Raw genomic sequence first — 24,723 nt, 5'->3', positions numbered from 1 at the left:
AGTCTGCCTTCACAGCATCATCAGGGCTTTAACCGCTTCTATAGCGCCAGCTCTTACTCGCCAGGCTGCTGGTGCAGGGTGCTCTGCGCCAGATCCAGCAACTCACGCAAAGCGACCGAGAACATGGCGTATTCAGGCTCTCTTACGCCTTTCAGCTCCGCCAGCATGGTGTTCCAGCGCTCAATCATATGCTGGTTTTTCTCTTCCCATGCCTGCACGCAGGCCGGAACCTTCTCCGCTTTGCCGGCGAGTTGCAGCACACCGGTGGTCAATGCCCGCTGCTGCCAGTCAAGGTCCTCACGGAAGCTTTCCCGCGCCAGAGCTTGCCAGTGCGAGTTCGGGGTCAGTGCCGCAATTGCGTCGGCAAACCAGTTCAAATCAAGCCGGTCACCCAGATCGTAATACAGGTTCGCAACGGTCTTGAGTGGCATTTTTGTCGTCTCTTTGGCTTCGATAATCCCCAACGACGAATACAAATAGCCTGTTCCGGACAGCACTGACGCCAGGTCTTTCGGAATACCCTCTGAAACCAACTCTGAATTGCGTTTCTCCCAGTCCGCCTTGGCCTGTTCACCGAGGTATTCCGGCAGATTTGACGTGATTGCCCACACGCTATTCGCAAACCGCTCCATATGGCTCTGAATATTCAGCTCTGCCCGACGGTTGCGCAGCAGCCAACGCACAGACCGGCGCATCAAGCGCATCAGATCCTGCATCAACTCCAACTGGAGCTTGGCGGAAACGTGGTAGTCCAAGGCTTCAATCCTGTCCCACCAGTTATCAATGCGGAACACATCCCGGGCAATGATCCACGCCAGCGCAATGGTCGCCGCATCTGCGCCGGTCGATTGCTGTAGCCGCTCAACAAAGGTAATCCCCATGTGGTTTACCATGTCGTTGGCGATCTGTGTGGCAATGATTTCCCGACGCAATTGGTGATCGGCCAGCTCTGCCTTGAACTTACTGGTGAGCCCTTTCGGGAAGACCTTGTACATTTCCCCTTCCAGCAACGGGTTGTCCGGCAAGCTGCTGTCTATCAGGGTCTGTTTCAGATCTCCCTTCACGTAGGAAATCAGCACCGACAATTCAGGCCGGGTCAGGCCTTTGGAGATGAGTTTGCGCTCCGACAATGCCTCGTCGTCCGGCAAGAATTCCAGACTCCGGTTGAGTTTGTCCTCGTTTTCGAACGAGTTCATCAGCCGGCGATACTCTTCCAGTCGAATGAAAGTATCTTCGTTGGCGATGCTGATCGCCTGTGTCTGTCGATAGTTATTTTTCAAGACCAGCGCAGACACATCATCGGTCATGTCTTCCAGCATGATATTGCGCTGCTTTTGGGTCAGATCGCCCATAGCTACGGCCCGGTTGAGCAAGATCTTCATATTGACCTCGTGGTCTGAGCAATCCACACCACCCGAGTTATCGATGAAGTCTGTATTCAAACGGCCGCCTTTCAGGGCATAGTCAATCCGGCCAAGCTGGGTAAACCCGAGGTTACCGCCCTCACCGACCACTTTGCACCGCAGCTCTGCGCCATTGATCCGCACGCCATCGTTGGCTTTATCACCAACATCCGCGTGACTCTCTGACGCGCCTTTCACGTAGGTGCCAATGCCACCCACCCAAAGCAGATCTACTTCGGCTTTCAAAATATGGCCAATCAGCATGTTCGGCGGAACACTGTCTGCCTTGATGCCAAGCAGTTTCTTGATTTCAGGCGTCAGGGAGATGGATTTCGCGGAACGGCTAAAGACCCCGCCGCCCTTGGAAATCAACTTCGTGTCGAAATCGGTCCACGCCGAACGTGGCATTTCAAACAGTCGCTTACGCTCTTTGTACGTTTTTTCGGCATCCGGGTTAGGATCTATGAAGATGTGCATATGGTTGAATGCAGCCACCAACCGGGTTTTCTCGGAGCACAGCAGGCCGTTACCAAATACGTCACCGCCCATGTCGCCGATGCCGATAGCGGTGAACTCATCGACTGCGGGATTAATGCCCATTTCCCGGAAGTGACGCTCCACCGACACCCAGGCACCGCGAGCCGTAATGCCCATTTTCTTGTGGTCGTAACCGTTACTGCCGCCCGAGGCGAAGGCATCGCCCATCCAGAAGCCGTATTCAGCCGCCAGGCCGTTAGCGATGTCCGAAAAGGTCGCAGTGCCCTTGTCTGCGGCTACAACCAGATAATGGTCGTCTTCATCGTGCCGCACAACCTGTTCGGGAGGCTGGATTCCGGCATCCACCAGATTGTCTGTGATGTCCAACAAGCCGCGGATAAAGGTTTTATAAGCCTCAACGCCTTCTGCCTGAAATGCTTCACGATCAGAGGGCGAAGGCAACTGTTTGGCGACAAAGCCGCCTTTGGCGCCAACCGGAACAATCACCGCGTTCTTCACCTGCTGCGCTTTCACCAGCCCAAGCACTTCTGTGCGGTAGTCCTCGTAGCGGTCAGACCACCGCAAGCCACCCCGGGCAACCTTACCGCCGCGCAAGTGCACGCCTTCCACCCTTGGCGAATACACGAAGATCTCGAACATAGGCAGTGGCAGGGGAACGTCCGGAATACGAGTCGGGTCGAATTTCAGACTGATGTAAGGCTTGGGGTTGCCTTCTGCGTCCGGCTGGAAATAGTTGGTGCGCAAGGTTGCCTGCATCAACTCCAGATAAAGTCTCAGAACCCGGTCTTCACTGAGGTTGTCCACGTTGTCCAGGCCGGCATGAAATTCGATTTCCAGCTTCTGCTGAGCAGCCTCGCACTTCGCGGCACTCTGATAGCGATCCGGGTTGAACCGAACCTCAAAAAACTCCAAAAGAGTATTCGTCAGACCGACATGATTCACCAGGGTGTTGGAGATAAACGTCTGGCTGTTCGAGAAACGAATCTGGCGCATGTAACGAGCATATGTGCGCAACAGGGCAATTTCACGCCACCCCATATAGGAGGTCAGCATCATGCGGTTGAACGCATCGTTTTCGGCCTCACCATGCCAGACCCGGCGGAACAGCTCCTCGAAAATGGGTCGGATACGATGAATATCCAGCGACTCTCCGGTATAGGCCTGCAAGGTAAAATCGTGAATCCAAACCGTCTGACCGGAACGTTCCGTTACCTCAAACGGGTGCTCGCCGATAACACGGAAACCCAAATTGTCGAAAATGGGCATCACATCGGATAACGGCAGCGGCTCATCCGGGTAAAAAAGTTTGAAATGCAGATTGCTTTCCGATTCTTCTAGCGCCCGGTAAAAACTCATCGCCAGGTCTTTCTCGCGAACAGCCGCGACGATGTGCTCCAGATCCACTGCGGCGCGTCGGGGCGAGAACATGGCCACGTAGCTGGCCGGAAACCCGCTCGCCCACAATCTGTAAAGCTCGTTACCGGACTCCTCTCCGTACGCCTCGGTAAGCGCCACGTCGAGCCCGTCACGCCAGGACTGGGCAAGATCAATCACCTGATCGCGAATGTCAGCTATCGGCAAATCACGGTTCTCAACCTGAGGCACCCGGATGGTGAACTGCACCCTTGCCAGCGGAGACTCGGAAAAGTGGGTCACGAATTCGATGTCGTGGGCATCCAGCCGGTCCATCAACACCTGCTCCACTTTCATGCGCAGCTCGGTGTTGTAGATGTCTCGCGGGAAGAACGCCAGGCAGGTCACGAACTGCCCATACACGTCTTCACGCATAAACAGCTCAATCCGCCGGCGTTCCTGTATGTACAGGATGCTTTTCGCCACTTTCAGCAGTTCGTCGGTTTCGATCTGGAACAATTCATCCCGCGGATACAGCGTCAGAATCTGCACCAGTTCTTTACCGGCATAATCGCTGGGCATGAAGCCGGAGCCGTCCATAACCGCATCGAATTTGCGGCGTAACAGCGGAATCTCGTCCGGGCGCTCGTTGTAGACCCTGGAGGTGTACAAGCCCAGGAAGCGGCGCTCCCCCACCACTTCACCTTTGCTGTTAAATTTCTTGACGGCAATGTAGTCGGGGTAAGCCGGGCGGTGCACACGGGAGCGCTGGGCTGACTTGGCAAATATAAAGATGTCGTCAGCGCGGGTCATCGCGTGGCGGGTTCGCTGCGGCAACTCGTTCAGCCGTACCTTCTCCGGGCGTTCGTTGTTTACGCGGAAGATCCCCAACTCCGAGTTGGCAACGCGCTGCACCACCATCCCTTTCTTGTCTTTGACGAAATCGTATTCGTCGTAACCCAGAAAGGTGAAGTGGTCATCCGCCAGCCAGCTCATAAACGCTTTGGCTTCTTTCTTGTCTTCGGCACTGATGCCCGCCGTAGTGCCATCCAATTCTTTGATAATGCCGGCAACCTTGTCCTGCACAATCGGGAAGTCTTCTACGGCAATGCGCACTTCGTGCAACACGCTTTGCAGGCTTTGCTCCAGACTGCTGAGGTCTTTCGGCGATGTGTGCCGGTCAATTTCCAGCACAATAAACGCTTCATAATCTGCTGATGCGGACTCTTTGGCACCGTGAATTTTTTTGAGCTTTCCGGATTTCTCACGCTCGATCTGCAGCACCGAATGCTGGATAGAATGGGTGCCGATTTCCCGTTGGTTGACCGCCATACGCAGGGAGTCAATCAGGAACGGGATATTCGGATGCAAGATAAAAATAACGGTGTGTGTGGACTGCCACCCGTCACTCTCGAGGTCCGGGTTAAATACCGACACCGGCGTTTCGTCGGCTGTCCGCTTCTGCAAAAATTGCCAGGCAGCCAAAACGGCACCGTAGGTATCGGAGAATCGTCGGCTGACCAATTCTTCTAACGGGATGTGGGCATAATGCAACCGGGCGAACTGGGCAATTTTCTTCGCTTCGCTCTTCGCAATCTTTTGTGCAAAGGCGTCTGACAACTGATCAAAAAACTGCTCTTTGCTGGCGATTGTCAGCGCGTTCATATCCGACCTCAAATGATTTTGTGTGAAAGAAACGTAATCCACTTATCGTCACATAAGCATAGTCAAACCCTTGATTTTTGCTGGCCCGCCCTCAAAACTTCGGCAACTACTTAGGCACTATTTCTACGGTGCCAGCGGACCTTCAAAACCAAGAGCAGTAAACGTCATGTCGTTACAGCAAACTTTCGGTGCCCTCAGAGCACAACTGGCAAAACGCATCATCGGCCAAGACAAGCTGGTAGACCGCCTTTTGATTGCGCTCCTGGCCGATGGCCACCTACTGGTCGAAGGTGCCCCCGGGCTGGCCAAAACCACTGCTGTAAAAGCCCTTGCCGACCACATCGAAGGCGACTTCCACAGAATTCAGTTCACACCCGACCTGCTACCGTCAGACGTGACCGGCAGCGAAATCTATCGGGCTGAAACCGGCCTGTTCGAATTTCAGCGTGGGCCCATATTCCACAACCTGGTACTGGCCGACGAAATCAACCGCGCGCCGGCAAAGGTGCAATCGGCGCTGCTGGAAGCCATGGGTGAACGCCAGATCAGTGTCGGCATGCAGACCTTTGCACTGCCGAAACTGTTCATGGTTATGGCCACCCAGAACCCGATAGAACAAGAAGGCACCTACCCCTTGCCCGAAGCCCAGCTCGACCGCTTTCTTATGCATGTGGTGATTGATTATCCAAGTGCCGAAGCTGAAAGGGAGATTCTGCACCTGGCCCGCAGTGACTACCGTCAGGGAATTCCGAACGTAGACATTCGTCTAACGGAAGATCAAGTCATGGAAGCCCGGCGGGAAATATCGAACATTTACATGGCCGAACCGGTTGAGCAGTATTTGCTGGCGTTGATTCTGGCGACTCGTGACGCAGCCGCTCTCGACCCGGAACTGGCTCGCTGGACCGCCTTTGGTGCCAGCCCTCGGGGTACCATCGCGCTGGACCGCTGCGCCCGGGCACTGGCCTGGCTGGACGGTCGCGACTACGTGACCCCCGACGACATTCGCATCATGGCCTTTGACGTGCTTCGTCACCGGATTCTTCTGACGTTCGAGGCCGAAGCTGAAGGCATGACAGCCGATGCCGTGCTGCAAAGGCTGATCGATCGGGTTCCGGTAACCGCCTGACGTGTTTGTAAAACCCGCTTTGGCGACAAGAGAAATACCCATGGGCAACACCGCTGTCACCCACGCCACCTTACAGGATCTGGTTCGCTTGCAGGCCGATGCCAGGGCGTTGAAACTGCCCTCGGCCCGACAGATACACAGTCGCCAGGCCGGTATGAGGCAATCGCGCCAGCGCGGCCGGGGCATGACCTTTGCAGAAGTTCGTCAATACCAGCCCGGGGACGATATTCGCAGCATTGACTGGCGCGTGACGGCGCGGCGCCAATCGCCCCATACCAAACTGTTCGAAGAAGAGCGCGAGCGCCCGGTCCTGCTTATTGCGGATTTGGGGCCCACCCTGTTCTTCGCCAGCACCGGCGCATACAAACAAGCCCGATGCGCGCAGATCACCGCACTGTTGGCATGGCTTGCACTGATGGCGGGCGACCAAGTGGGGGGGCTGGTTTTCAATCATCAGGAACTTGAAGTACTGCGGCCTGCCCGGCGGAAAAAATCACTGCTACGGTTATTGGACACAATGGCCCGGCAGCAACACCAACCCGGAATCGCTCCAAACCCGGCGATTCCTGAAGGCCCGGACCTGAACAAGGCGTTGTCCGAAGCCCGTCGAGTCGCTCACACCGGCAGTCGTATTTTCATCGTCAGTGACTTCATGAATGTTTCCAACGAAACCACCACTTTGCTAGGCGCACTGGCGAGGCATAACAGCGTGAGCGCCCTGCGAATAATGGACCCGCTTGAAAAAGAACTGCCACGCAGCGGGCAGTTCGCGGTTGCCGGGCCGGAAGGACCGGTCTGGTTTGATGCCGCCAACCCGAACTTTCAAAAAGCCTGGCAGGCCAAAATTTCCAGTCACGAACAGCAGTTGGCCGACTGTTTCCGAACATCTGGCGTGCAGGCCTCCACCATCATGACGCAGGAAGACCCGGCTGAAGCTCTGAGATTCCAGTTGGGGCCGGGAGGACGGATCTGATGAATCCCGAAGATCCACTTGCTCAGCTGAGAGACATCCATCTGCCTGAAACCGGTGGCTGGTGGCCGCCAGCACCGGGCTGGTGGTTGCTTGCCGCGTTGTGTCTGACCGCATTGGTCGCATTGGTGTGGGCCTGGCAACGTCACCGAGCGCGCACCGCGTGGAAACGCCAGGCCAAAGCCGAGCTCGCAACGCTGATTCAGCACCGGTGCAACGAACCAGGTTGGTACGGTGATTTAAATCGGCTACTCAAACGCGTTGCGCGCCAGACTCACCCAAACCGTCACCCGGAATCCATGACCGGTGATCAATGGGTAGACTTCCTGCTGGAAACCCTTCCCAAAGACCGAATTGCATCGCGCCCGACCGCTGAAGCGATAGTCGCGGCAGCCTGGCAACCCAAGCCCGCAATCGAGCCCCGAAACGCGGCGGGATTCGCATCGTTTTGGCTGGAGGCGCAGCTATGATCAGCCTGGCATACCCATGGGCCCTGTTGCTGGTTTTGCTGCCGCTGCTGCTGATCTCGCGAAAGCAAAAGAGCGAGCCAGTAGATGCACCGGTCATCCCTGTCGGACATTGGCTTGCCGACATGCCCGGAGTCAGCACACAGGGACGAACCAACCCTTGGTGGCGAAAACTGCTCATGCTGGCGGCCTGGCTTTGCCTGGCGGTCGCTCTCGCCCGACCTCAACATGTGGGCGAACAGGTGCAAATGCCCATCACCGGGCGCGATCTGATGCTGGTAGTCGATATTTCACCCAGCATGGAAGAACAAGACATGGTGTTGCGCGGTCGCAGCATCAATCGCCTTCAAGCGGTCAAGCGGGTGCTAAACGACTTCATTGATCAGCGGGAAGGAGACCGGCTCGGCTTGATTCTTTTCGGCACAGAACCCTACGTTCAGGCTCCCCTTACCTTCGATCGTGAAACCGTACGGACGCTCTTGCTTGAATCCGGTCTGGGCATGGCTGGCCGTGCGACGGCCATCGGAGATGCCGTGGGACTTGCGGTGAAACGGCTGCGCGACAGGCCCCAGGAGCAGCGTGTCGCCATCATGCTGACTGACGGCGCCAACACCGCCGGCGAAATCAATCCGGACAAAGCCACCGACATTGCAGCCGCAGCCGGTGTCCGGCTCTACACCATCGGTATCGGAGCCGACTCGGTGATTCAGCGCGGATTGCTGGGCACCCGCCGGGTGAATCCTTCGCGGGATCTGGATGAAGAATTGCTTACCCGCATGGCCGAGCAGACCGGGGGCAGGTACTTCCGTGCCCGAAGTTTGCCGGAGCTCGAGATGATTTATGACAGCATCAATCAATTGGAGCCTACTGAACAGGAAGGCCAGTTTTTCCGGCCAGTGACCGAACTCTACGTATGGCCGGCTGGCATCGGCATCGCGATCTGGCTCACCTTGATGGCCGTGCGCCTCGCCCATTCCCGCACCCGCTTTACGCCGGAAAGGGAGGCGAACCATGGCTGACTTCCATTTTATACGCCCCCTGTGGCTTACGTTAATCTTCGCCGTTCCATTGCTGTACCTCGTTCAACATCGCCTGAAACACGGCGATGCGGGCTGGGGCCGCTATATATCTCCGGCCCTTCTCAAACCCTTAATACGCCGCCGCGGCCGCGCGTCTGACCGGGCCACCGTGTCGCCATTCTGGCCCCTCTGCCTTGCGGTGATTATTCTGGCCACCGCGCTGGCTGGTCCGAGCTGGAGACAAGCACCCACGCCACTCAAACAACCACAGGACAGTCTGGTCATTGCACTGGACTTGTCGCTGTCTATGCTGGCCACAGATGTAAACCCGGACCGGCTAACCCTCGCCAAACGCAAGATACGGGATATTCTTGAGCAACGGCAGGGCGGCCTCACAGCATTATTGGTGTATGCCGGTGACGCCCATGTGGTCACCCCCCTGACCGAAGACCATCGCACCATTGAAGCCATGCTCAGCGTGCTCGAGCCAACGATCATGCCGGCGCAAGGCAACCGTACCGACCTCGCGGTGAAAGAAGCCATTAACCTGCTAAACAACGGAGCTCCCGGGCGCGGGCGCATCCTACTGATTGCCGATGATGTTTCCGGAAGATATCGCGATGGCATTCACGAACAACTCAGTGCCACGTCGTACACTCTCAGCACCCTGACCGTGGGTACCGAAGAAGGCGGTCCGATTCCCCTGCCGCGGCATGGGTTTATTCGAGACGGCAACGACATTGTCATTACCCGGGCCAATCCCGATGCCCTCGCGGATCTGGCCCGCCAATCTGGCGGAAATAGCCACGGAATGACGCTGGACGACACGGATATTCGCGCTTTACGCGTGGAACCAGAGGCTACTGATGACTGGCAGGCAACCGAAGATGGGCTCACCATCAACCGCTGGCAGGACGACGGATATTGGCTGCTTTGGCTGACACTGCCTTTGCTGCTGTTGGGCTGGCGCCGTGGGGCGTTTGCCGTGCTTGCCCTTGCCATCCTGCCTGTCACGTTGGCCCCAAGGCCTGCGATGGCTCTGGACTGGGGCGGGCTTTGGCAACGGGAAGATCAGCGTGGTCCTGAGCTGATCGAGCAGAACCCCGAACAGGCCGCCGAACGGTTGGAGCGGCCCGGCTGGCGAGGCTCGGCCCTGTATCGGGCGGGCAAATATGAAGATGCGATCGATGCGTTCTCACATTCTGACGACACCAGCAGCCACTACAATCGCGGCAACGCCCTGGCCCGTGCCGGCAAACTTGAAGAAGCCCTGGAAGCCTACGACAGAGTACTGGAAAAACAACCTGAGCATGCCGACGCGCGCTTCAATCGTGATCTGGTGAAGAAGCTTCTGGAACAGCAACAGAGCCAGAAGCAGAATGGCGACGAAGATCAGAATCAAAACCAGAGTTCTGACCAGAGCGATTCCGACAGCCAAAACAGTGATTCTCAACACGGTGATAAGCAACAGTCCGGGGACGAAAGCCAACAGCAAAACGGTGAACAGAACAAGCAACAAGACTCACAGTCGCCGGATAACCAGGACCAGAACGGTCAGCAATCCCGAGACCAGCAACAACAGGAACCGGAACAGGCGGAAGCGCAACAAAATGCCAATGCGAGCCCCTCAGAGCAAAACTCCGAGCAAGAATCTGAGGCCGAGGCACCCGCGCCGGTGACCGAACAACCCCTGAGCCAGGGGCAAGAACAGATGTTACGACGGATACCCGATAACCCCGGGGGATTGCTGCAGCGTAAGTTCCTGCAACAGTATCAGCAACGCCAGACCCAACGCGACGAGGGCGATACACCATGGTAAAGAACCTTTTGTCTTCCCTCTTATGGCTTCTGTTCTTGTTCTCCGGCGCGCTGTCGGCGAATGAGCTTACGGCCGAGCCAGACCGGGACCAGCTCTATGAGGGTGAAGTTCTGACCTTGACGGTTAAAGGCTCGATGAACATCGAACTCAACCTGAGCAATCTGTTCAATTTTGATTTGTCGCAGTTGCCGTCACCGAACATCGAGCAAGTGGAACCGGATTTCGAAATCCTCGCACGCAATCAACGCTACAGCGTACAAACCGTTAATGGCGACATGGTGGGTGAGATCACCTGGACTTATCAATTGGCTCCCAAGCGTACCGGAACCCTGACAATCCCCGCACTCAAGTTTCAGGACTCGACCTCCAACCCCGTCGCCATCGAGGTCGTGTCGGGCACACCTCCGGACGCTCCAGCGGCCAACCGTGACAGCTTTGTCGAACTCTCTGCCGACAAAGCCGAGGTTTATGTTCAAGAGCAGTTGGTTCTAACGGTACAGCTGTATTTCTCAGGCAACCTGATAAGGGGAGAACTTTCAGACCCCCAACACCCGGATGCAATCATTGAAAGCCTCGGCAAACAACGGGAATTCACCACCCGTCGCGACGGTAAACGGTACCGCGTGGTGGAACGTCGTTACGCCATTTTCCCGCAGACCCCCGGTGAGTTGAAATTACCTGCTATCCGGTTTGAAGGTCAGGTCAGAGAAGCCAACGGAGCACTCCGATTTTTGCGGGACAGCCAGCAGCTCTATCCGGTGCAGGTAAAGCCCGTGCCCGCCGATTACCCCGCCAATCAGGCGTGGCTACCGGCTGACAATCTGGCTCTGGCCGAAGACGGTTTGCCCACCAACGGAGTATTAACGGCAGGCAGCAATTTGACCAGAAACATCGTGTTGCAGGCCTCCGGCCTCCCTTCCGAGGCACTACCACCTCTGTCAGTGAGTTACCCCGGAGCGTTGAGGCACTATCCTGAACAGCCGCGACGAAATACCGAAGCCACGGCAGAGGGCGTTGAATCAAGCTTACGCCTGGAAGCCGCACTGGTGCCGGTAAACTCCGGAGACATTGTCATTCCTGAAATTCGGGTGCCTTGGTGGAACACGCAAACCGATCAACTGGAAGAAGCTGTCCTGCCAGCCCGCCGCTACCGAATTGAAGGTGGCACGGCAACAATCGACTCGACCGTCAACGAACCGTCACAAGCCAAGCCAACGGCGGGCGAACCCATGGAAATCAGCATAGATACCAAAGGCGAAAGCATCTCCCCGTGGCTTTGGTCCACTCTTTTGCTGGCCTGCCTTTGGCTGATCACCCTGACGCTTTGGTGGCGTTCCCGGCGGAATAAAACAGTCACCGATGCACACCGACCGGTCGCAGGCGATAGCAGTGAGAAACAGCGATTTTTGCAGCTCACAACGGCGATTCAGAACGGCGCCCCGGAGACTTCAGTGCTTTTGGTTCGTTGGGCTCGGGAACGATTCCCCGAGAAGCACTTCAATGACGCCAGCGACGTTGTTCGTCACAACAACTGCTATGACCTTCAAGAAGCACTAAGAGATTTTCAGGCCAGTCTGTATTCGTCTGCTTCAAGCGCTTCTGCGGTTTCAGACAAGACCGTGAGAGATAAACTGACGAATGCAGTCAAGCAGTTACGGCAAGGGGGAAATCGAAAGGAAGGCCAAAACGGGCTGGCTCCGCTTTACCCGGCCGAACTGTCTAGCTAGCCGGCCGGGCATTCAGGAGCACAAATCAGTTGGTCAGCTGTTGGTTGATGATCAGCTCCACCGGCTGGCCTTCGGTATTTGGCGGAACAACATTCGCTGTCACTGACCCCTGCCAGTCGCCGGGTTGCGCGCTGATGGACCCGCTGCGGGTCAGGCGTGCGACCACCACGACTTCATCCACAGCCGAGATAGTCGCGTCTGGTGACATCGCGTAGCTGTCGTCCAATCGAACGTCTGCCGGCAAAGCGCCCGCGGTCAACCGTGTCACTGCAACGGGCGCGCCGCCCGTTGCACCAGCCGGTCGAGCAAAGATAAACAGCGTGGTGTCGGCAGGCACCTGTTCTTTGAAAGCATCGTCGATGGATACGCGAAGATCAACACCGGCGGATGCCACGGTGGTTTCACCTACAACCGGTGTTGGTGGTGTTTCCCCCAAGCGGCCATAAGCTTCCGCGATACCACCCCGAATCGATGCGATTTGCGGATGGTTAGGCGCAGCTTCTGTAATGGTTTCCCAATACTCTATCGCCTGACGGTAATTTTGCTGGCTGAAGGCGTGGATGCCCAACAAGCCCAACGAATTCACTTCGGTTGCATCCAACGCCAAGGCACGATTTATTGCGCCTCGAACAGCCGGCGTCATCTGCCCTTCGGTTTTGAAAAACAGAGCCTGAGCCGACAAACCGTAAGCGACGGCACTTGAAGCCGGATCGCCCGTAACCTGCTCGGCCAGACGACGGTACGCTGCCGCGGCTTCGTCATAGCGCTCAACCCGCATGTAGGTTTGAGCGAGCATGGCCCAGCCATCAATATTCTCAGGGTCTTGTTCCAGCCGTTCCCGCAACTGGTCGGCGAGTTCCGACATGCGAGCCACCTGATCTGCGCCAGACGCGTTCATTTCCTGCATCGTCAGGTACTGCTCAACCTGGCCCATCGAGCCCCACTCCTGATACGCGAAGAATGCTCCCGTTGGCAGTAACAGGAGGGCTGACAAAGCAACGGCGACAGCACTTCGGCGCCCCGGGATACGTTTTTCCGGCTGGGCATTTTCAGGGACATCGTCCAGCATTGAACCGGCCAGCTCGTCTTTCAGTTGTTCATAACTTTGCTGGTCCAGAATGCCAGCCTCACGCTCCACTTCGAGCTCTCTGAGCCGCGATTTATAGGCCAGCAGGTTCTGGTTTCTCAAATCGGTTTCAATTCGTGATTTCGGCCGATGGAAAAGCACCGGGTACATCACAAACGCCATCGCGAACAAAACCAGTACCGCGGCGGCAATCCAAAAGGTTTCTTGAGTCATGATGAAGTCAACGTCACAGTTAGAAATGTGTTGCGTAGATCAGTCCCGGGGCGACTGATCTTTTTCGGCCAGCATTTTTCTGACGCGGGCCTGTTCCTCGGGGCTAAGGGCCGACTCATCCTGATCGCGCCTACCGGACCTAACCGCAACGCCGATTACAATCAGCACGCCGCCGATTACTGCAATGGCCGGAAACGCCCACAGCAGGATGGTGCGTCGGTCTACGGGTGGTTTGTACTGAACAAACTCTCCGAAACGCCCTACCAAATCGCCAACAATTTCATCGTTGGTGGCGCCGTTTTTCATTAACCGGTAAACCTGATCCCGCATGTCTTTCGAAATGGGCGCGTTGGAGTCGGCAATGTTCTGGTTTTGGCATTTCGGGCAACGCAACTCGGCAATCAGGTTCTGATAGCGCTGCTCCTCAGCCCGGGTCTCGAAGTCGTACACCTCTCTCACTTCAGCCTGTGCGCCAAAAGCACACAGGATCAGCAGCAGCAAGGCACCCTGAATGTAACGCATCAGCTATTACCCTTTGCTTTCTGAATAACCGGTTGCAAAACCTCCTCCCAGACGCGCTGGTTCACCACGCCTACGTGGCGGTACCGCACAATGCCATCAGCATCGATAACAAAGGTTTCAGGCGCACCGTATACACCAAGGTCAAAACCCAACGACCCCTTGGGGTCGAAGATTATTTCATCGTAGGGATTTCCCAATCGATCGAGAAAGCTGAACGCTGTTTCGCGCTGATCCTTGTAGTTGAGCCCCACAATGCGAACGCCCTTTTCCTTCGATAACCGCATCAGGTATTCATGCTCGTCCCAGCAGGACGGACACCATTCCGCCCATACGTTCAACAAGGCTACTTCACCCTTCAGAACCGTCTCATTCAGCAGCTGGGTTGAGTTATTGAGGCTCTCCAGACTGAACGCCGGTACTGGCTTTCCAATCCGTGCAGACTCCAGTTTGGTGGGGTCTTTGCCGATGCCTGCGGCCAGGAAAATACCGAGACTGACCGCGATCACCAATGGTAAAAACAGCAGAAGACGCTTCATGACGTTGCTCCCGTAGCCTGAGTGCTACCTACTTTGGGGCTACTGTCAGCGACCTTCACCTGATTTTTCGCCCGGATGCGGTAGCGCTTATCCGAGATCGCCAGGAATCCACCGATGGCCATAACCAGAGCCCCCAACCACAGCCAACGGATCAGCGGCTTGTATTGCAAGCGTATGGCCCAGGCCTCGTCGGAGATCCGCTCACCGATGGCTACGAAGATGTCCCGGAACAGTCCACCATCAATATCCGCTTCGGTCATCACACTCATGCCGACCGGATAATTTCGTTTCTCCGGGTGCAGCACAGAAATCTTTTCACCATTCAGCAGCACATCGAAACTGCCGTATTGAGCGGTAAAGTTAGCCCCGCGACGATTGCCGATATAGGTAAATACAATCTCGTAGTCGCCTACCATGGCCGAGTCACCGGGCACCATTCGCACATCACGCTCAATGCCATAGTTTGAAACCACGGTTGCTCCCGCCATCACCATGGCGACACCCAGGTGGCCCAGCACCATGCCCCAATAACTGCGGGACTGGCGCTTGAGACCGTACAACCGCCCCTGACGGGAAGCAGATTTGTCCCACAGATCCCACAGCGTTGCCACCGCCACCCAGATTGCCGTGAATACGCCCACGAAGGCCCAGGGTTTGAATGCGCCGTAAACCAAAATGACCGCCGCGCTTGCGGTCAAGCTCAAAGCCAACGGCCAAAGCAGCTTTCGGCCCAACCAGCCGCCATCCGTTTTCTTCCAGCGAGAGAAAACGCCCGCGCCCAACAGCAGTCCTGCCGCAACGGCCAACGGGCTAAAGGTGGTGTTGAAGAACGGTTCGCCAATCGACAGCTTGCCCATATCCAGATAATCCAGAATCAGCGGGTAAAGCGTACCAATTGCAACCAACAGCGTTGCTGTGACCAACAAGACGTTGTTCAGCAACAGGAAGATTTCCCGTGACATTGAACCGTAGCGGGAGCGAACGTGCACTACGGGCGCGCGGAAAGCATAGAGCGATAGACTACCAACGACAGTAATGCCCAACAGGGCGAGCAGGAAGGTGCCCCGTTCGGGGTCAGACGCAAAGGCATGAACAGACGTCAGCACTCCGGAGCGGACCAAAAAGGTACCGAGCAGGCTTAGCGCAAAGGTTACGATGGCCAAAAGCACGGTCCAGCTTTTGAATACGCCACGCTTCTCTGTCACCGCCAGCGAGTGCATTAGCGCGGTGCCCGACAACCAGGGCAGCAAGGATGCATTTTCAACCGGGTCCCAGAACCACCAGCCACCCCAGCCAAGCTCGTAGTATGCCCACCAGCTGCCCAAAGCAATGCCGATGGTTAGGAATGACCAGGCTACGGTGGTCCAGGGGCGGGACCACCGGGCCCATGCCGCATCCAACCGACCGTTAATCAGGGCCGCCAATGCAAACGCAAAGGCAACGGAAAACCCGACATAGCCCATGTAAAGCATGGGGGGGTGCACGATCAACCCGATGTCTTGCAACAACGGGTTAAGGTCCTGGCCGTCCGCCGGAATATTGGGCAGCAAGCGATCAAAGGGGTTCGAGGTCAGAATAATGAACAGGAAGAAGCCTACGCACACCATGCCCATCACAGACAGAACCTGGGACACCATGGTTGAGGGCAACCTGCGGCTGAATACCGCCACCGCCAGGGTCCAGCCAGTCAGCATCAGAATCCACAGCAACAGGGAACCTTCATGGCCGCCCCATACCGCGCTGAACTTATAGAACCAGGGCAACATGCTGTTGCTGTTGTTGGCGACATAAGCGACGGAAAAATCGTCCACCATAAAGGCGTGAGTCAGGATGGCAAAGGCCAGCCCGGTAAACACAAACATGCCCGACGCCAAAGGTCGGGCAAAGGCCTGCAGGCTGTCACGCCCGGTCAGCGCTCCCGCCAATGGCACGCCAGAAAGAAGCAACGCCAGCAGTAGCGCGAGAATCAGTGAAACTTGCCCGAGTTCCGGATACATCAGGACTCTCCAACATCAACAATAAATGGGTGCTCAATAAGCCTGGGATTCGGCAGCTTTATCTGCGTATGGCGATTTGTGCTGTCCTTTCGAGGATTTTTCCAGCGCGTCGGCCACTTCAGGCGGCATATAGTTTTCATCGTGTTTGGCCAGCACCTGATCCGCCACGAAAAGTCCGTCGTTATTCAATCGCCCCATGGCAACCACACCCTGGCCTTCAGCGAAGAGGTCCGGCAGGATGCCGACATACTCAACCGGGACAGAATCGGTAAAATTTGTCACCCGAAAACGCACAGCAAGGCTTTCGGTGTCGCGCACCACACTCCCCTCTTCAACCATACCGCCGGCCCGAATCCGCACATCAACCGGGGCATTACCGGCGGCGATTTCAGTCGGGTCGTAGAACAGGTTTATGTTCTGGCGCAGTGCATAGGTGGTCAAACCAACCGCAACAGCCAAACCAGCAACGAGGAAAATCACTATGGTCAGTCTTTTCTTACGAATCGGGTGCATGGGATACCTAAAATCAATCCTGAGAGATTTCGACACGGGTAAACGTGGCTGCCGCTTTTGGCTTGGCCTGCCCTTTCCGGGCCTGCTGATCATGGCTGCGTTTACACATGCGATACGTCGCTTGATGGCGTTTCGCCGACCAAAAAACCATGCCCGCCAACAGAACAACGAACACGGCATAACAGGTCCAAACGTAGGGACCGTGGCCTTCCATGGCGAGAAATGCTGAAAATGATTCAAATGCCATTGTTTACTTCCTTCCCGCCAGAACGAGCTCTTTCACCCATCGGGTTCGGCGCTCCCGAACCAGAATTTCGGTTTTCATTCTCAGGCATGCCAACCAACCGAACAGCAGATAGAGCCCCAGCACAGATAGCAAAAGCGGTACCCACATCTCCATCGCCATAGACGGCTTTTCGGTCAGTTTAAAGGTGGCGGGCTGGTGCAATGTGTTCCACCAATCCACCGAATACTTGATGATCGGGATATTCACCACTCCGACCAGCACCAAGACGGCCACGGCACGCGCCGCCGACTTTTCATCGTTAATGGAGCGGTCCAGCGCGATGGCACCGCCGTACAGAAACAACAAGATCAGCATGGATGTGAGCCGGGCATCCCAAACCCACCAGGTACCCCACGTTGGCTTACCCCAAACCGCGCCTGTGAAGAGCGCCAAAAAGGTAAACATCAAACCAACCGGCGCAACCGATTTTACGAACACATCAGCCAGTTTCATGCGCCAGACCAGGGTTACCACCGCCGCCGAGGCCATCATGATATAGATGGATTGCGCTAAAAATGCCGACGGCACGTGAATAAAGATGATCCGGTAGCTGTTGCCCTGCAGATAATCTTTCGGAGCAAACGCCAATCCCCAGACTAACCCTGCAGCCAAAAGGATCAGGCCACCCGCCAGCAACCAAGGCATAAAGCGGTTCGCAATACCGAAGAACCACTTGGGAGAGCCCAGTTTGTGAAAAAATTGCCACATCAGTTAGTCACCGTCTTACTGTTCACAAGTCGTTTCTGTCCAGCTGAAAACAATCAGCTATTGGACAGGCTGATTCGTAAGGCTGCAGCCGAAGCAAAAGGCGCCAACGTTAGCGCCAACACCAGGAAAGCGCCCATCAACGCCAGATAACCGGACACCTGAGCCCCCTCTGCAGCCGCAGCTACTGTTCCTGTACCGAATATGAGCACGGGAATGTACAGCGGAATAATCAGCAGTGACAAGAGCACTCCAGCCGATCGCAGGCCCAAGGTTAACGCGGCGCCAATGGAACCGATCAAACTCAATACCGGAGTGCCAATCAGCAGCGTTAGACACAAAGTGGCCACGGAGTTCCCGTCGAGGTGCAACATTAGCCCTAAAACCGGTGTTAACAGCACCAAAGGCAGGCCGGTCAGCAGCCAGTGGGCCATGGTTTTGGCCAGGACCAGCAGAAACAGTGGCTGCGGCTGCAACATCAACTGTTCCAAAGTGCCGTCGTCAAAATCGTGTCGAAACAAATGATCCAGCGATAAAAGCACCGACAACAAAGCCGCCACCCACAGGATACCGGCTCCGGACTGTTTCAGGAACGCCACTTCCGGGCTAACACCAAGGGGGAATAGAGTGACCACCATGGTAAAAAACAGAAGCGGATTTAACAGATCTTGTCGTTGCCGAAATGCCACGCGGACATCTCGCAAAAACACCGACACCATGGCCTGAAACACGCCCACTGAGCTGTCTACCTTTTTCAGTGCGATTGGCGCATTGACGTTCATCATGCGGCTCCCAAGGTAATCCGGCCCATACCGGGCAAATCGAGGTCGTGGTGGGTCGTGACGATAACCGCTCCCCCCTCCCGGGCACGCTGCAACAGCAGAGTTTCAATCGCTTCAACCCCGTCGGCATCAATAGCGGTAAATACTTCGTCGAGTATCCAGAGTGGCTCGTCGGCAATCAGTAGACGCGCCAACGCCACCCGGCGCTGCTGCCCGGCCGACAAATTTCGACAAGGCACATGTTCAAAGCCTGCAAGGCCTGTCCCGGCCAAAGCCTGAAGCAGCGCATCGTCGTCAAGCGGTCTACGCCCAGCCATCAAAGCCCGCAAATTCTCCAGCGGTGTCAGCAAGTGTTTGATACCCGGGCGATGGCCCAGATACATCATATTACGTAGATAAGATTCCCGGTTCTGACTTATAGATGTGCCGCACCAACTCAGATCACCCGCCCAGGCGTCGTTCAAACCCGCTAATATTCTAAGCAAGGTGGTTTTACCGGAGCCATTAGGACCCTCGACACGGGTAACCGTACCGGGCAGTATGGAAAAAGACAGGTTTTGGAACAGAAGGCGCTCGTCGCGCTCACACTCAAGACCAACGGCCTGTAGTAACGGCTCGGGCATCTGGGTTCCGTTTAAAAGCGAAGGACGCCTATACGGCATCGGGTGCATGAATGAAGGCCAATCAGGTACCAATATGGAAACCGGGCATTTAATACCAACGTCGCGCATTATAACGAAAGCCATCACAGATTACTCTTGCCCGATATCAAAACAATGCCAATGAAACTGAATGCCGGGCAAACGCCCGTACCCCAGGAAAACAAGCTTATTGGAGGTAAGCAAAGCAGCACCGGCTTGTCTTCAGCTGGCATAGACCGTGCCCAGCCGGCCCAACAACAGTTGGCACAATTGAAACTGGGTAACCGCGAGTCCACGCTCGCCAAAGTGGCAGAAGTCCTCCAGCGCAAAGAGGGTGGCAGTGAGCTGATTCTAGAGGTAAAAGGCCGTTCCCTCGCAGTGGCTACGGGTGACCAGCCGCCGGACCTGAAAGCGGGCGACTTGATCAAAATCATGCGCGCCGGGAACGAGCTGAAGCTCATGGGGAAATTGGCAGCCAGTGAAGAAGCCGGCATCGCAAAGGCACTGGCTCAACGCCTGCCCTGGCAGCAAAATCTGCAAAGTGGATTGGCCCAGTTATTAAACAGCATGAATGCCGGGCTAAAAATTGCCCCGCAACCGGGCCAGTTGCCATCGAGTATCAACGTTCAGCCCCTTCCCGCGGCAGCCAGACAAGCCCTGGAAGGAATGCTTGCCAACATGGCAAAAGCAAATGGCCTGACTCCGGGCGCCGGGAAAACCAAGGACGGATTAAGTCAAGTGAAGCAGTGGTTGGCAGAGAGCGGTGCCTTTGCGGAATCCCGATTGCTGCAAGCGGGAAGCCAGTCATCAGCTCCCAGCGATTTCAAGCTTGCCTTGGCCAGGATCGTAACTGCGCTACTCGCCCACCAAGGCCAAACGCCGGACGCCTTTAGCCGCCTGACACCCCTGGCAAGCCCGGACTTAATGCACGCGCCTCTTCAGTTTCCGAAAATGGTTTCCGCATTCCCCTCTCAGGGCCGAAGCGAACCCGCCAGCGTAGCCCAGACACTGCGCATGCTGGCCGGCATGCTCAATCGTATCACTGTGAACCAATTACACAGCCAAACCCTGACCGCGCGGTCAGGTGCAGAACCCGGCGCCCCCGCCAGCACTCTGCTTTTAGAAATCCCGTGGCTGACGCCCCAACAAGAACCCCGAATGGCACAGCTAAGAATGGAGCAATACAACCAGGAGAGTGGCGGCAAGAACCAACCAGACCGGGCATCGATCAGCGAGTGGCGCTTGAATCTGGCCATCGATCTGGATCACGCGGGGCCGCTCCATTTTGATGTAGCCTACCGCCACCCCAGTGTCCGCGCTCAGATTTGGGCCGAAAAACAATCGACCCTGCGCCAGGTCAACGAAGAGCTGCCGTTGTTGCGCCATAGCCTGATTGACCTTGGGCTTGAGGTAACCGATCTCGAGTGCCGCCGGGGCAGCCCACGACAAACCGAAACCCGTCTGGAGCATCGGCTGGTGGACACCAAAGCATGACCAAAGAACGCGAATCCAATAAACAAGACGATACCACCGCGCCCGCTGCCGTCGCCCTCAAGTACGATGGCGAGCGTGCACCGATTATTTCAGCGACCGGCACTTGGGAACTGGCAGAAGAGATTATCCGGATTGCCCGGGAACATGACGTTCCTTTGTACGAAAATGCGGAACTGGCTGGAATTCTGGCGCGGCTGTCACTGAACGAAGAGATTCCCGAAGAACTCTACCGGGTGATTGCTGAAATACTGGCATTTGCGTTTCATATTCGGGGCAAAACACCCAACGATGCTCGCCCCGGCACCGGCCAGCCGGCTGATAAACCCGACGATTAAGCCGCCTGACGCTTCTTGAGCGCTGACACAAGCTCGGCTTCCGGACGGGAGATCCCACAGGTGTTCATCAAATCGTCAATACCTGCCCCCAGATCAACCAACCGAGCGGCTTCATCGTATGAAATTCTCAGCGGGTCATTCTGGCGCATTTCGTCCATGGCATTACGCAACTCGAACAACTGACGTTCACAGGCAACTAAACGCTGACCTACCCCCATACTGCCACTGGTGGTTGCGTGCAACTCACGACCGAGCGTGTCGCACCGGCTCTTGAGGGATGCCTGAAGTGCTTGAATCTTGCGGCCGTGAAGAATGCCCTGCACAAGAACCAGAACAATCGCTACAGCGGTCAAACACCAGGGTAGCCAGGAAGGAATGTTAAAGCTCATAGTGGACGTCTCCGTTATTGATGACCCCGGTAGACGTCCATCAAAAGCACTGTTGGCTTCGCCGTTTACAGTGCTGCGATTTCAGCCCACTCGTGGTCTGTCAGCATCTTTTCAAACTCGACGAGAATGATCAGCTCGCCGTTCTTGTTACACACACCCTGGATGAACTTGGCACTTTCCTCGTTCCCCACGTTGGGCGCAGTTTCAATCTCGCTGGCCTTGAGGTAAATCACCTCAGCCACGGAATCCACCAGTACACCCATCACCTGATTTTCGGACTCCATCACCACAATACGCGTGGCTTCAGTGACATCGGCATCCATTAACCCGAACCGGCGACGGGTATCAATCACCGTCACAACGTTGCCCCGAAGGTTGATGATGCCCAGCACATAATCCGGGGCGCCCGGTACCGGCGCAATTTCTGTGTACCGAAGCACTTCCTGGATCTGCATCACGTTGATGCCGTAGGTTTCATCATCCAGGCGAAAGGTCACGTACTGGAGTACCTGATCTTCCTGGGCCTGATTGTGCTGTCCGCTAGGGGCTGCCATAGCTCGTTCTCCTGTAAGGCCACCCTGCGGGCAACCTGATCGTCAAAAAATCATCATCAGCGCCCAATACTATAGTTATGGGCATAATCCGTGCCAGCATTGCACGGTTTCATTCGGTAACCGGAAATTAGCTCAAATCTAACCGCTGTTCCTGCTCCGCGCGCACCAGCAGTTCAGACATGGCCCTTACATCAATTAACGCACACATATGATCGATCACGGTACCTGCCAACCAGGGCCGCTGGCTCCTGGCGGTACGCCACCGAACCTGGTCGGGATCCAGCGTGAAGGACTGGCCGACGCTGTCGCAGGCCAAGCCCCAGGGGCTGTCATCCAGACGAATAATAAAACGATAGTTATCCCGGGCATTCTCCGGCACCCGGCCCGCCATGATCCACTGGGCACTGTCCACCACCCGCAGGTTATAGTCGTTACCCGGGCGAATACCCATATACCAGTCAGGGCTGCCCGGCAGCGAACGAATTTCTTCTTCAATTTTATGTATAGCACCCAGCAGAACCAGGGGCACCGCTAACTGAAGCCCGGCCACTGTAAAAATAAGACACTCGAACGGTTTCTCCGACCAATCAGGTCTGGTTGGCGGCTCACCAGATACCGGCGCAGTCTTTTTAACTTCGGGTTCAGGCGTGGGTGCAGCTTTCTGAGCATCCACCGTTACCGGCTGCGGGGGCTCGACAACAGCGGGGTCAGCTGGTGCCAGCTCCGGCTCCACCTTGCGTGGAAGCGGCGCCAACAACTCTTCTTGCTCTGCGGTTTCAGTCGCCGTGTGCAACAGCTCATCAAGATAGCTGGCAATCGCTGCGTCTGAAGCCGTCAACTGTGTCATTTTTTTGTCAGCCATGGTGCTGACCTTTCACCGCGGCCGTTTGGGCCAGCAGGTCGTCAAGTAAATGACTATACGCTCTGACACCGTGCGTGCTGGCGTCGAGAACAGAAGGAAACACGCCCTTTTCACTGGAATCCCGGAATTTGGTGTCCACCGGCACCGCAAACCGCCACAGGTTTTCAGGATAGGTTTTGCGCAACAAATTAAGACTTTTCACCGAAGCCTGGGTTCGTCGGTCATACATCGTCGGCACAATGGTGTACGGCAATTCGTTCTTCTGCGAACGCATGACCATCTGCAAGGTGTGCAGCATACGTTCAAGCCCTTTGATGGCCAAAAATTCCGTTTGTACCGGTATCACCAAGTGCTGCGCCGCAGCCAAGGCGTTCACCATTAACACCCCCAACGAGGGCGTGTTGTCCAGCAGTACGTAATCGAAATCGTCCCACAACTGTGCCAAAGCCCTGGACATGATCAGCCCCATGCCGCCAACGCCCACCATTTTTCGCTCAAGGGTCGCCAACGCGGTGCTCGCCGGCAACAGGAACACACCGGGGTGACTGGTATCGGCAATTAACTGAGCGGGCAAACCTTCCGGTACGCTGCCTTGGTGTTGAAACAGGTCGAAGACGCTATGGGCAATGGTGTCCGGATCATAACCAAACCAGGCAGTCAGCGATCCGTGAGGGTCCAGATCAACCACAAGCACACGCTTGCCCCGCTGAGCTAACAACCCACTCAGTGAAACAACAGAGGTGGTTTTACCCACACCACCTTTCTGATTGGCTACTGCCCAGATACGCACACGTGTTACTCCAGCTGCAAGCCCGAACGTTCAATAACGGCTCAGTATTTATATCGGCGGCAGCGCAGGCAACTTGAAGAATGAAAACTCTACAAGCGGCAAACGTTTGCCGTTTCAGGTTATAAGAATGAGTTAATACAGAAAGTGTGCCAGATCGGCTATACGCATGAACAATTTGCTGCTCTAGCGGACAATACCGCGAATGCTCGAATCTTTTGAAATTAACAAGATAACCCGACGGTTCCGGCGTCGCCCTTCTTCCGTGTCGTTTCGCGCAACGGGCTGATGTTCACCATAGCCAATCGCTGCCAACCGTTCAGGTTCAATGCCCTGCATTACCAGCATTCGTGAAACCGCCGAGGCCCGCGCTGTTGAGAGCTCCCAGTTCGATGGATAACGCCCCGTTCGTATAGGCCGATTATCGGTAAAACCCTCAACTTTTACGGCGTTATCCCGGTCGCGCAGCACTTTTGCGACCTTTTCGATAACCGCGAACGAGTCATAATGCGGTTCCGCGTCGCCACTATTGAATAGCATACTGTTAGGCAGGCTCAGCTCTATCCAGTGATCACTGGTTTCAAGACTGACCACACCCTGATTAATCAGATCGTCAAACTCCATGGCTAGCTGATCGGCCATCGCTCGCAGGGATTCAATCTTGCCCTGTTCACTGACATCAGGGCTGCCGGGCGCATCGGTGACAACCGGTGGAATAACGTTTTCCTGCTGCTGCTCGGGCACGGCGGCCACGTGCTCCCCTACTTCAATCGGTTTTATCGACCGCTGGGGCGCATTGAATACGCCCGTAAAGGTTTCAGACAAAACTTTGTATTTGCCTTCATTAACCGAAGACACCGAGTACATCACCACGAAAAAGGCAAACAACAAGGTGATGAAGTCGGCGTAGGAGATCAACCAACGTTCTTTATTATTTGTCTCTTCGTGCTGGTATCTTCGGCGACGCATA

Annotated in this window: 23 protein-coding genes; 8 read left to right on the top strand and 15 right to left on the bottom strand. The window is 55.9% G+C overall.

All coding sequences use genetic code 11. From position 1 onward, the window contains the following. Positions 1 to 53: 53 nt before the first annotated feature. A complete protein-coding gene (locus JAO79_RS07950; RefSeq protein ID WP_199006735.1) occupies positions 54 to 4,919 on the bottom strand; it encodes an NAD-glutamate dehydrogenase in 4,866 nt (1,621 codons plus the stop codon). A 166-nt stretch (positions 4,920 to 5,085) separates the two neighbouring features. On the opposite strand from JAO79_RS07950, the gene JAO79_RS07945 reads away from it, so the two are divergent. From JAO79_RS07945 to JAO79_RS07920, 6 genes are read left to right on the top strand one after another with little or no spacing between them, the layout of a single operon-like run. Next, positions 5,086 to 6,048, top strand: coding sequence for an AAA family ATPase (locus tag JAO79_RS07945; protein WP_199006734.1), 963 nt, complete (start codon positions 5,086 to 5,088; stop codon positions 6,046 to 6,048). A 40-nt stretch (positions 6,049 to 6,088) separates the two neighbouring features. Continuing rightward, complete coding sequence (locus tag JAO79_RS07940) at positions 6,089 to 7,021, top strand: DUF58 domain-containing protein (protein WP_199006733.1); 933 nt, start codon at positions 6,089 to 6,091, stop codon at positions 7,019 to 7,021. Further along, a complete protein-coding gene (locus JAO79_RS07935) occupies positions 7,021 to 7,488 on the top strand; it encodes a DUF4381 domain-containing protein (RefSeq protein ID WP_199006732.1) in 468 nt (155 codons plus the stop codon). The genes JAO79_RS07940 and JAO79_RS07935 overlap by 1 nt, the downstream gene beginning before the upstream one ends. Further along, positions 7,485 to 8,504, top strand: coding sequence for a vWA domain-containing protein (locus tag JAO79_RS07930; RefSeq protein WP_199006731.1), 1,020 nt, complete (start codon positions 7,485 to 7,487; stop codon positions 8,502 to 8,504). Before JAO79_RS07935 ends, JAO79_RS07930 begins: the two co-directional genes overlap by 4 nt. Continuing rightward, positions 8,497 to 10,323: a VWA domain-containing protein gene (locus JAO79_RS07925; RefSeq protein WP_199006730.1), complete on the top strand. Its 1,827-nt coding sequence runs from the start codon at positions 8,497 to 8,499 to the stop codon at positions 10,321 to 10,323. The genes JAO79_RS07930 and JAO79_RS07925 overlap by 8 nt, the downstream gene beginning before the upstream one ends. After that, positions 10,317 to 12,050 (top strand): BatD family protein, encoded by a 1,734-nt coding sequence (locus tag JAO79_RS07920; RefSeq protein WP_199006729.1) that lies wholly within the window; start codon positions 10,317 to 10,319, stop codon positions 12,048 to 12,050. The genes JAO79_RS07925 and JAO79_RS07920 overlap by 7 nt, the downstream gene beginning before the upstream one ends. Before the next feature lie 25 nt (positions 12,051 to 12,075). Here the strand turns inward: JAO79_RS07920 and ccmI are convergent, their stop codons facing one another. From ccmI to ccmA, 9 genes are read right to left on the bottom strand one after another with little or no spacing between them, the layout of a single operon-like run. Continuing rightward, positions 12,076 to 13,350: a c-type cytochrome biogenesis protein CcmI gene (gene ccmI / locus JAO79_RS07915; protein ID WP_199006728.1), complete on the bottom strand. Its 1,275-nt coding sequence runs from the start codon at positions 13,348 to 13,350 to the stop codon at positions 12,076 to 12,078. A gap of 39 nt (positions 13,351 to 13,389) precedes the next feature. Next, positions 13,390 to 13,872, bottom strand: coding sequence for a cytochrome c-type biogenesis protein CcmH (locus JAO79_RS07910; RefSeq protein ID WP_199006727.1), 483 nt, complete (start codon positions 13,870 to 13,872; stop codon positions 13,390 to 13,392). Further along, positions 13,872 to 14,408 carry a DsbE family thiol:disulfide interchange protein gene (locus JAO79_RS07905; protein WP_199006726.1) on the bottom strand — a complete coding sequence of 179 codons (537 nt, stop codon included), beginning with the start codon at positions 14,406 to 14,408 and terminating at the stop codon, positions 13,872 to 13,874. The genes JAO79_RS07910 and JAO79_RS07905 overlap by 1 nt, the downstream gene beginning before the upstream one ends. Then, a complete protein-coding gene (locus JAO79_RS07900; protein ID WP_199006725.1) occupies positions 14,405 to 16,405 on the bottom strand; it encodes a heme lyase CcmF/NrfE family subunit in 2,001 nt (666 codons plus the stop codon). Before JAO79_RS07900 ends, JAO79_RS07905 begins: the two co-directional genes overlap by 4 nt. A 33-nt stretch (positions 16,406 to 16,438) precedes the next feature. Continuing rightward, positions 16,439 to 16,918, bottom strand: a complete 480-nt coding sequence (gene ccmE / locus JAO79_RS07895; RefSeq protein WP_199006724.1) for a cytochrome c maturation protein CcmE — start codon at positions 16,916 to 16,918, stop codon at positions 16,439 to 16,441. 13 nt (positions 16,919 to 16,931) lie between these two features. Next, entirely contained in the window at positions 16,932 to 17,165 is a 234-nt protein-coding gene (gene ccmD, locus JAO79_RS07890; RefSeq protein ID WP_199006723.1) for a heme exporter protein CcmD, read from the bottom strand. Between the two features lie 3 nt (positions 17,166 to 17,168). After that, positions 17,169 to 17,912, bottom strand: a complete 744-nt coding sequence (gene ccmC / locus JAO79_RS07885) for a heme ABC transporter permease CcmC (RefSeq protein WP_199006722.1) — start codon at positions 17,910 to 17,912, stop codon at positions 17,169 to 17,171. 53 nt (positions 17,913 to 17,965) lie between these two features. Then, on the bottom strand, positions 17,966 to 18,691 hold the full coding sequence (ccmB, locus tag JAO79_RS07880) for a heme exporter protein CcmB (RefSeq protein WP_199007137.1): 726 nt from the start codon (positions 18,689 to 18,691) through the stop codon (positions 17,966 to 17,968). Next, a complete protein-coding gene (gene ccmA / locus JAO79_RS07875) occupies positions 18,691 to 19,314 on the bottom strand; it encodes a cytochrome c biogenesis heme-transporting ATPase CcmA (RefSeq protein WP_199006721.1) in 624 nt (207 codons plus the stop codon). The genes ccmB and ccmA overlap by 1 nt, the downstream gene beginning before the upstream one ends. Before the next feature lie 153 nt (positions 19,315 to 19,467). Here ccmA and JAO79_RS07870 point away from each other — a divergent pair, with 153 nt between their 5' ends. Then, positions 19,468 to 20,826: a flagellar hook-length control protein FliK gene (locus JAO79_RS07870; protein WP_227664467.1), complete on the top strand. Its 1,359-nt coding sequence runs from the start codon at positions 19,468 to 19,470 to the stop codon at positions 20,824 to 20,826. After that, entirely contained in the window at positions 20,823 to 21,161 is a 339-nt protein-coding gene (locus JAO79_RS07865; protein WP_199006720.1) for an EscU/YscU/HrcU family type III secretion system export apparatus switch protein, read from the top strand. The genes JAO79_RS07870 and JAO79_RS07865 overlap by 4 nt, the downstream gene beginning before the upstream one ends. On the opposite strand, the gene JAO79_RS07860 is transcribed toward JAO79_RS07865, so the two are convergent. The 5 genes from JAO79_RS07860 to motD all read right to left on the bottom strand — a co-directional run bounded on the left by JAO79_RS07860 (position 21,158) and on the right by motD (position 24,722). Beyond that, positions 21,158 to 21,550: a DUF2802 domain-containing protein gene (locus JAO79_RS07860; RefSeq protein ID WP_199006719.1), complete on the bottom strand. Its 393-nt coding sequence runs from the start codon at positions 21,548 to 21,550 to the stop codon at positions 21,158 to 21,160. The two genes, JAO79_RS07865 and JAO79_RS07860, sit on opposite strands and share 4 nt — an antisense overlap. Positions 21,551 to 21,615: 65 nt before the next feature. Continuing rightward, a complete protein-coding gene (locus tag JAO79_RS07855; RefSeq protein WP_199006718.1) occupies positions 21,616 to 22,104 on the bottom strand; it encodes a chemotaxis protein CheW in 489 nt (162 codons plus the stop codon). Positions 22,105 to 22,231: 127 nt separating this feature from the next. Further along, on the bottom strand, positions 22,232 to 22,966 hold the full coding sequence (locus JAO79_RS07850; RefSeq protein ID WP_199006717.1) for a chemotaxis protein CheW: 735 nt from the start codon (positions 22,964 to 22,966) through the stop codon (positions 22,232 to 22,234). Then, a complete protein-coding gene (locus JAO79_RS07845) occupies positions 22,959 to 23,756 on the bottom strand; it encodes a ParA family protein (protein ID WP_199006716.1) in 798 nt (265 codons plus the stop codon). The genes JAO79_RS07850 and JAO79_RS07845 overlap by 8 nt, the downstream gene beginning before the upstream one ends. A gap of 183 nt (positions 23,757 to 23,939) precedes the next feature. Further along, positions 23,940 to 24,722: a flagellar motor protein MotD gene (gene motD, locus JAO79_RS07840; protein WP_199006715.1), complete on the bottom strand. Its 783-nt coding sequence runs from the start codon at positions 24,720 to 24,722 to the stop codon at positions 23,940 to 23,942. Position 24,723 lies beyond the last annotated feature (1 nt).

This window comes from Marinobacter litoralis (genome assembly GCF_016427555.1).
GTDB lineage: Bacteria > Pseudomonadota > Gammaproteobacteria > Pseudomonadales > Oleiphilaceae > Marinobacter > Marinobacter litoralis_A.
This window is presented reverse-complemented; position numbering and strand designations above follow the sequence as displayed.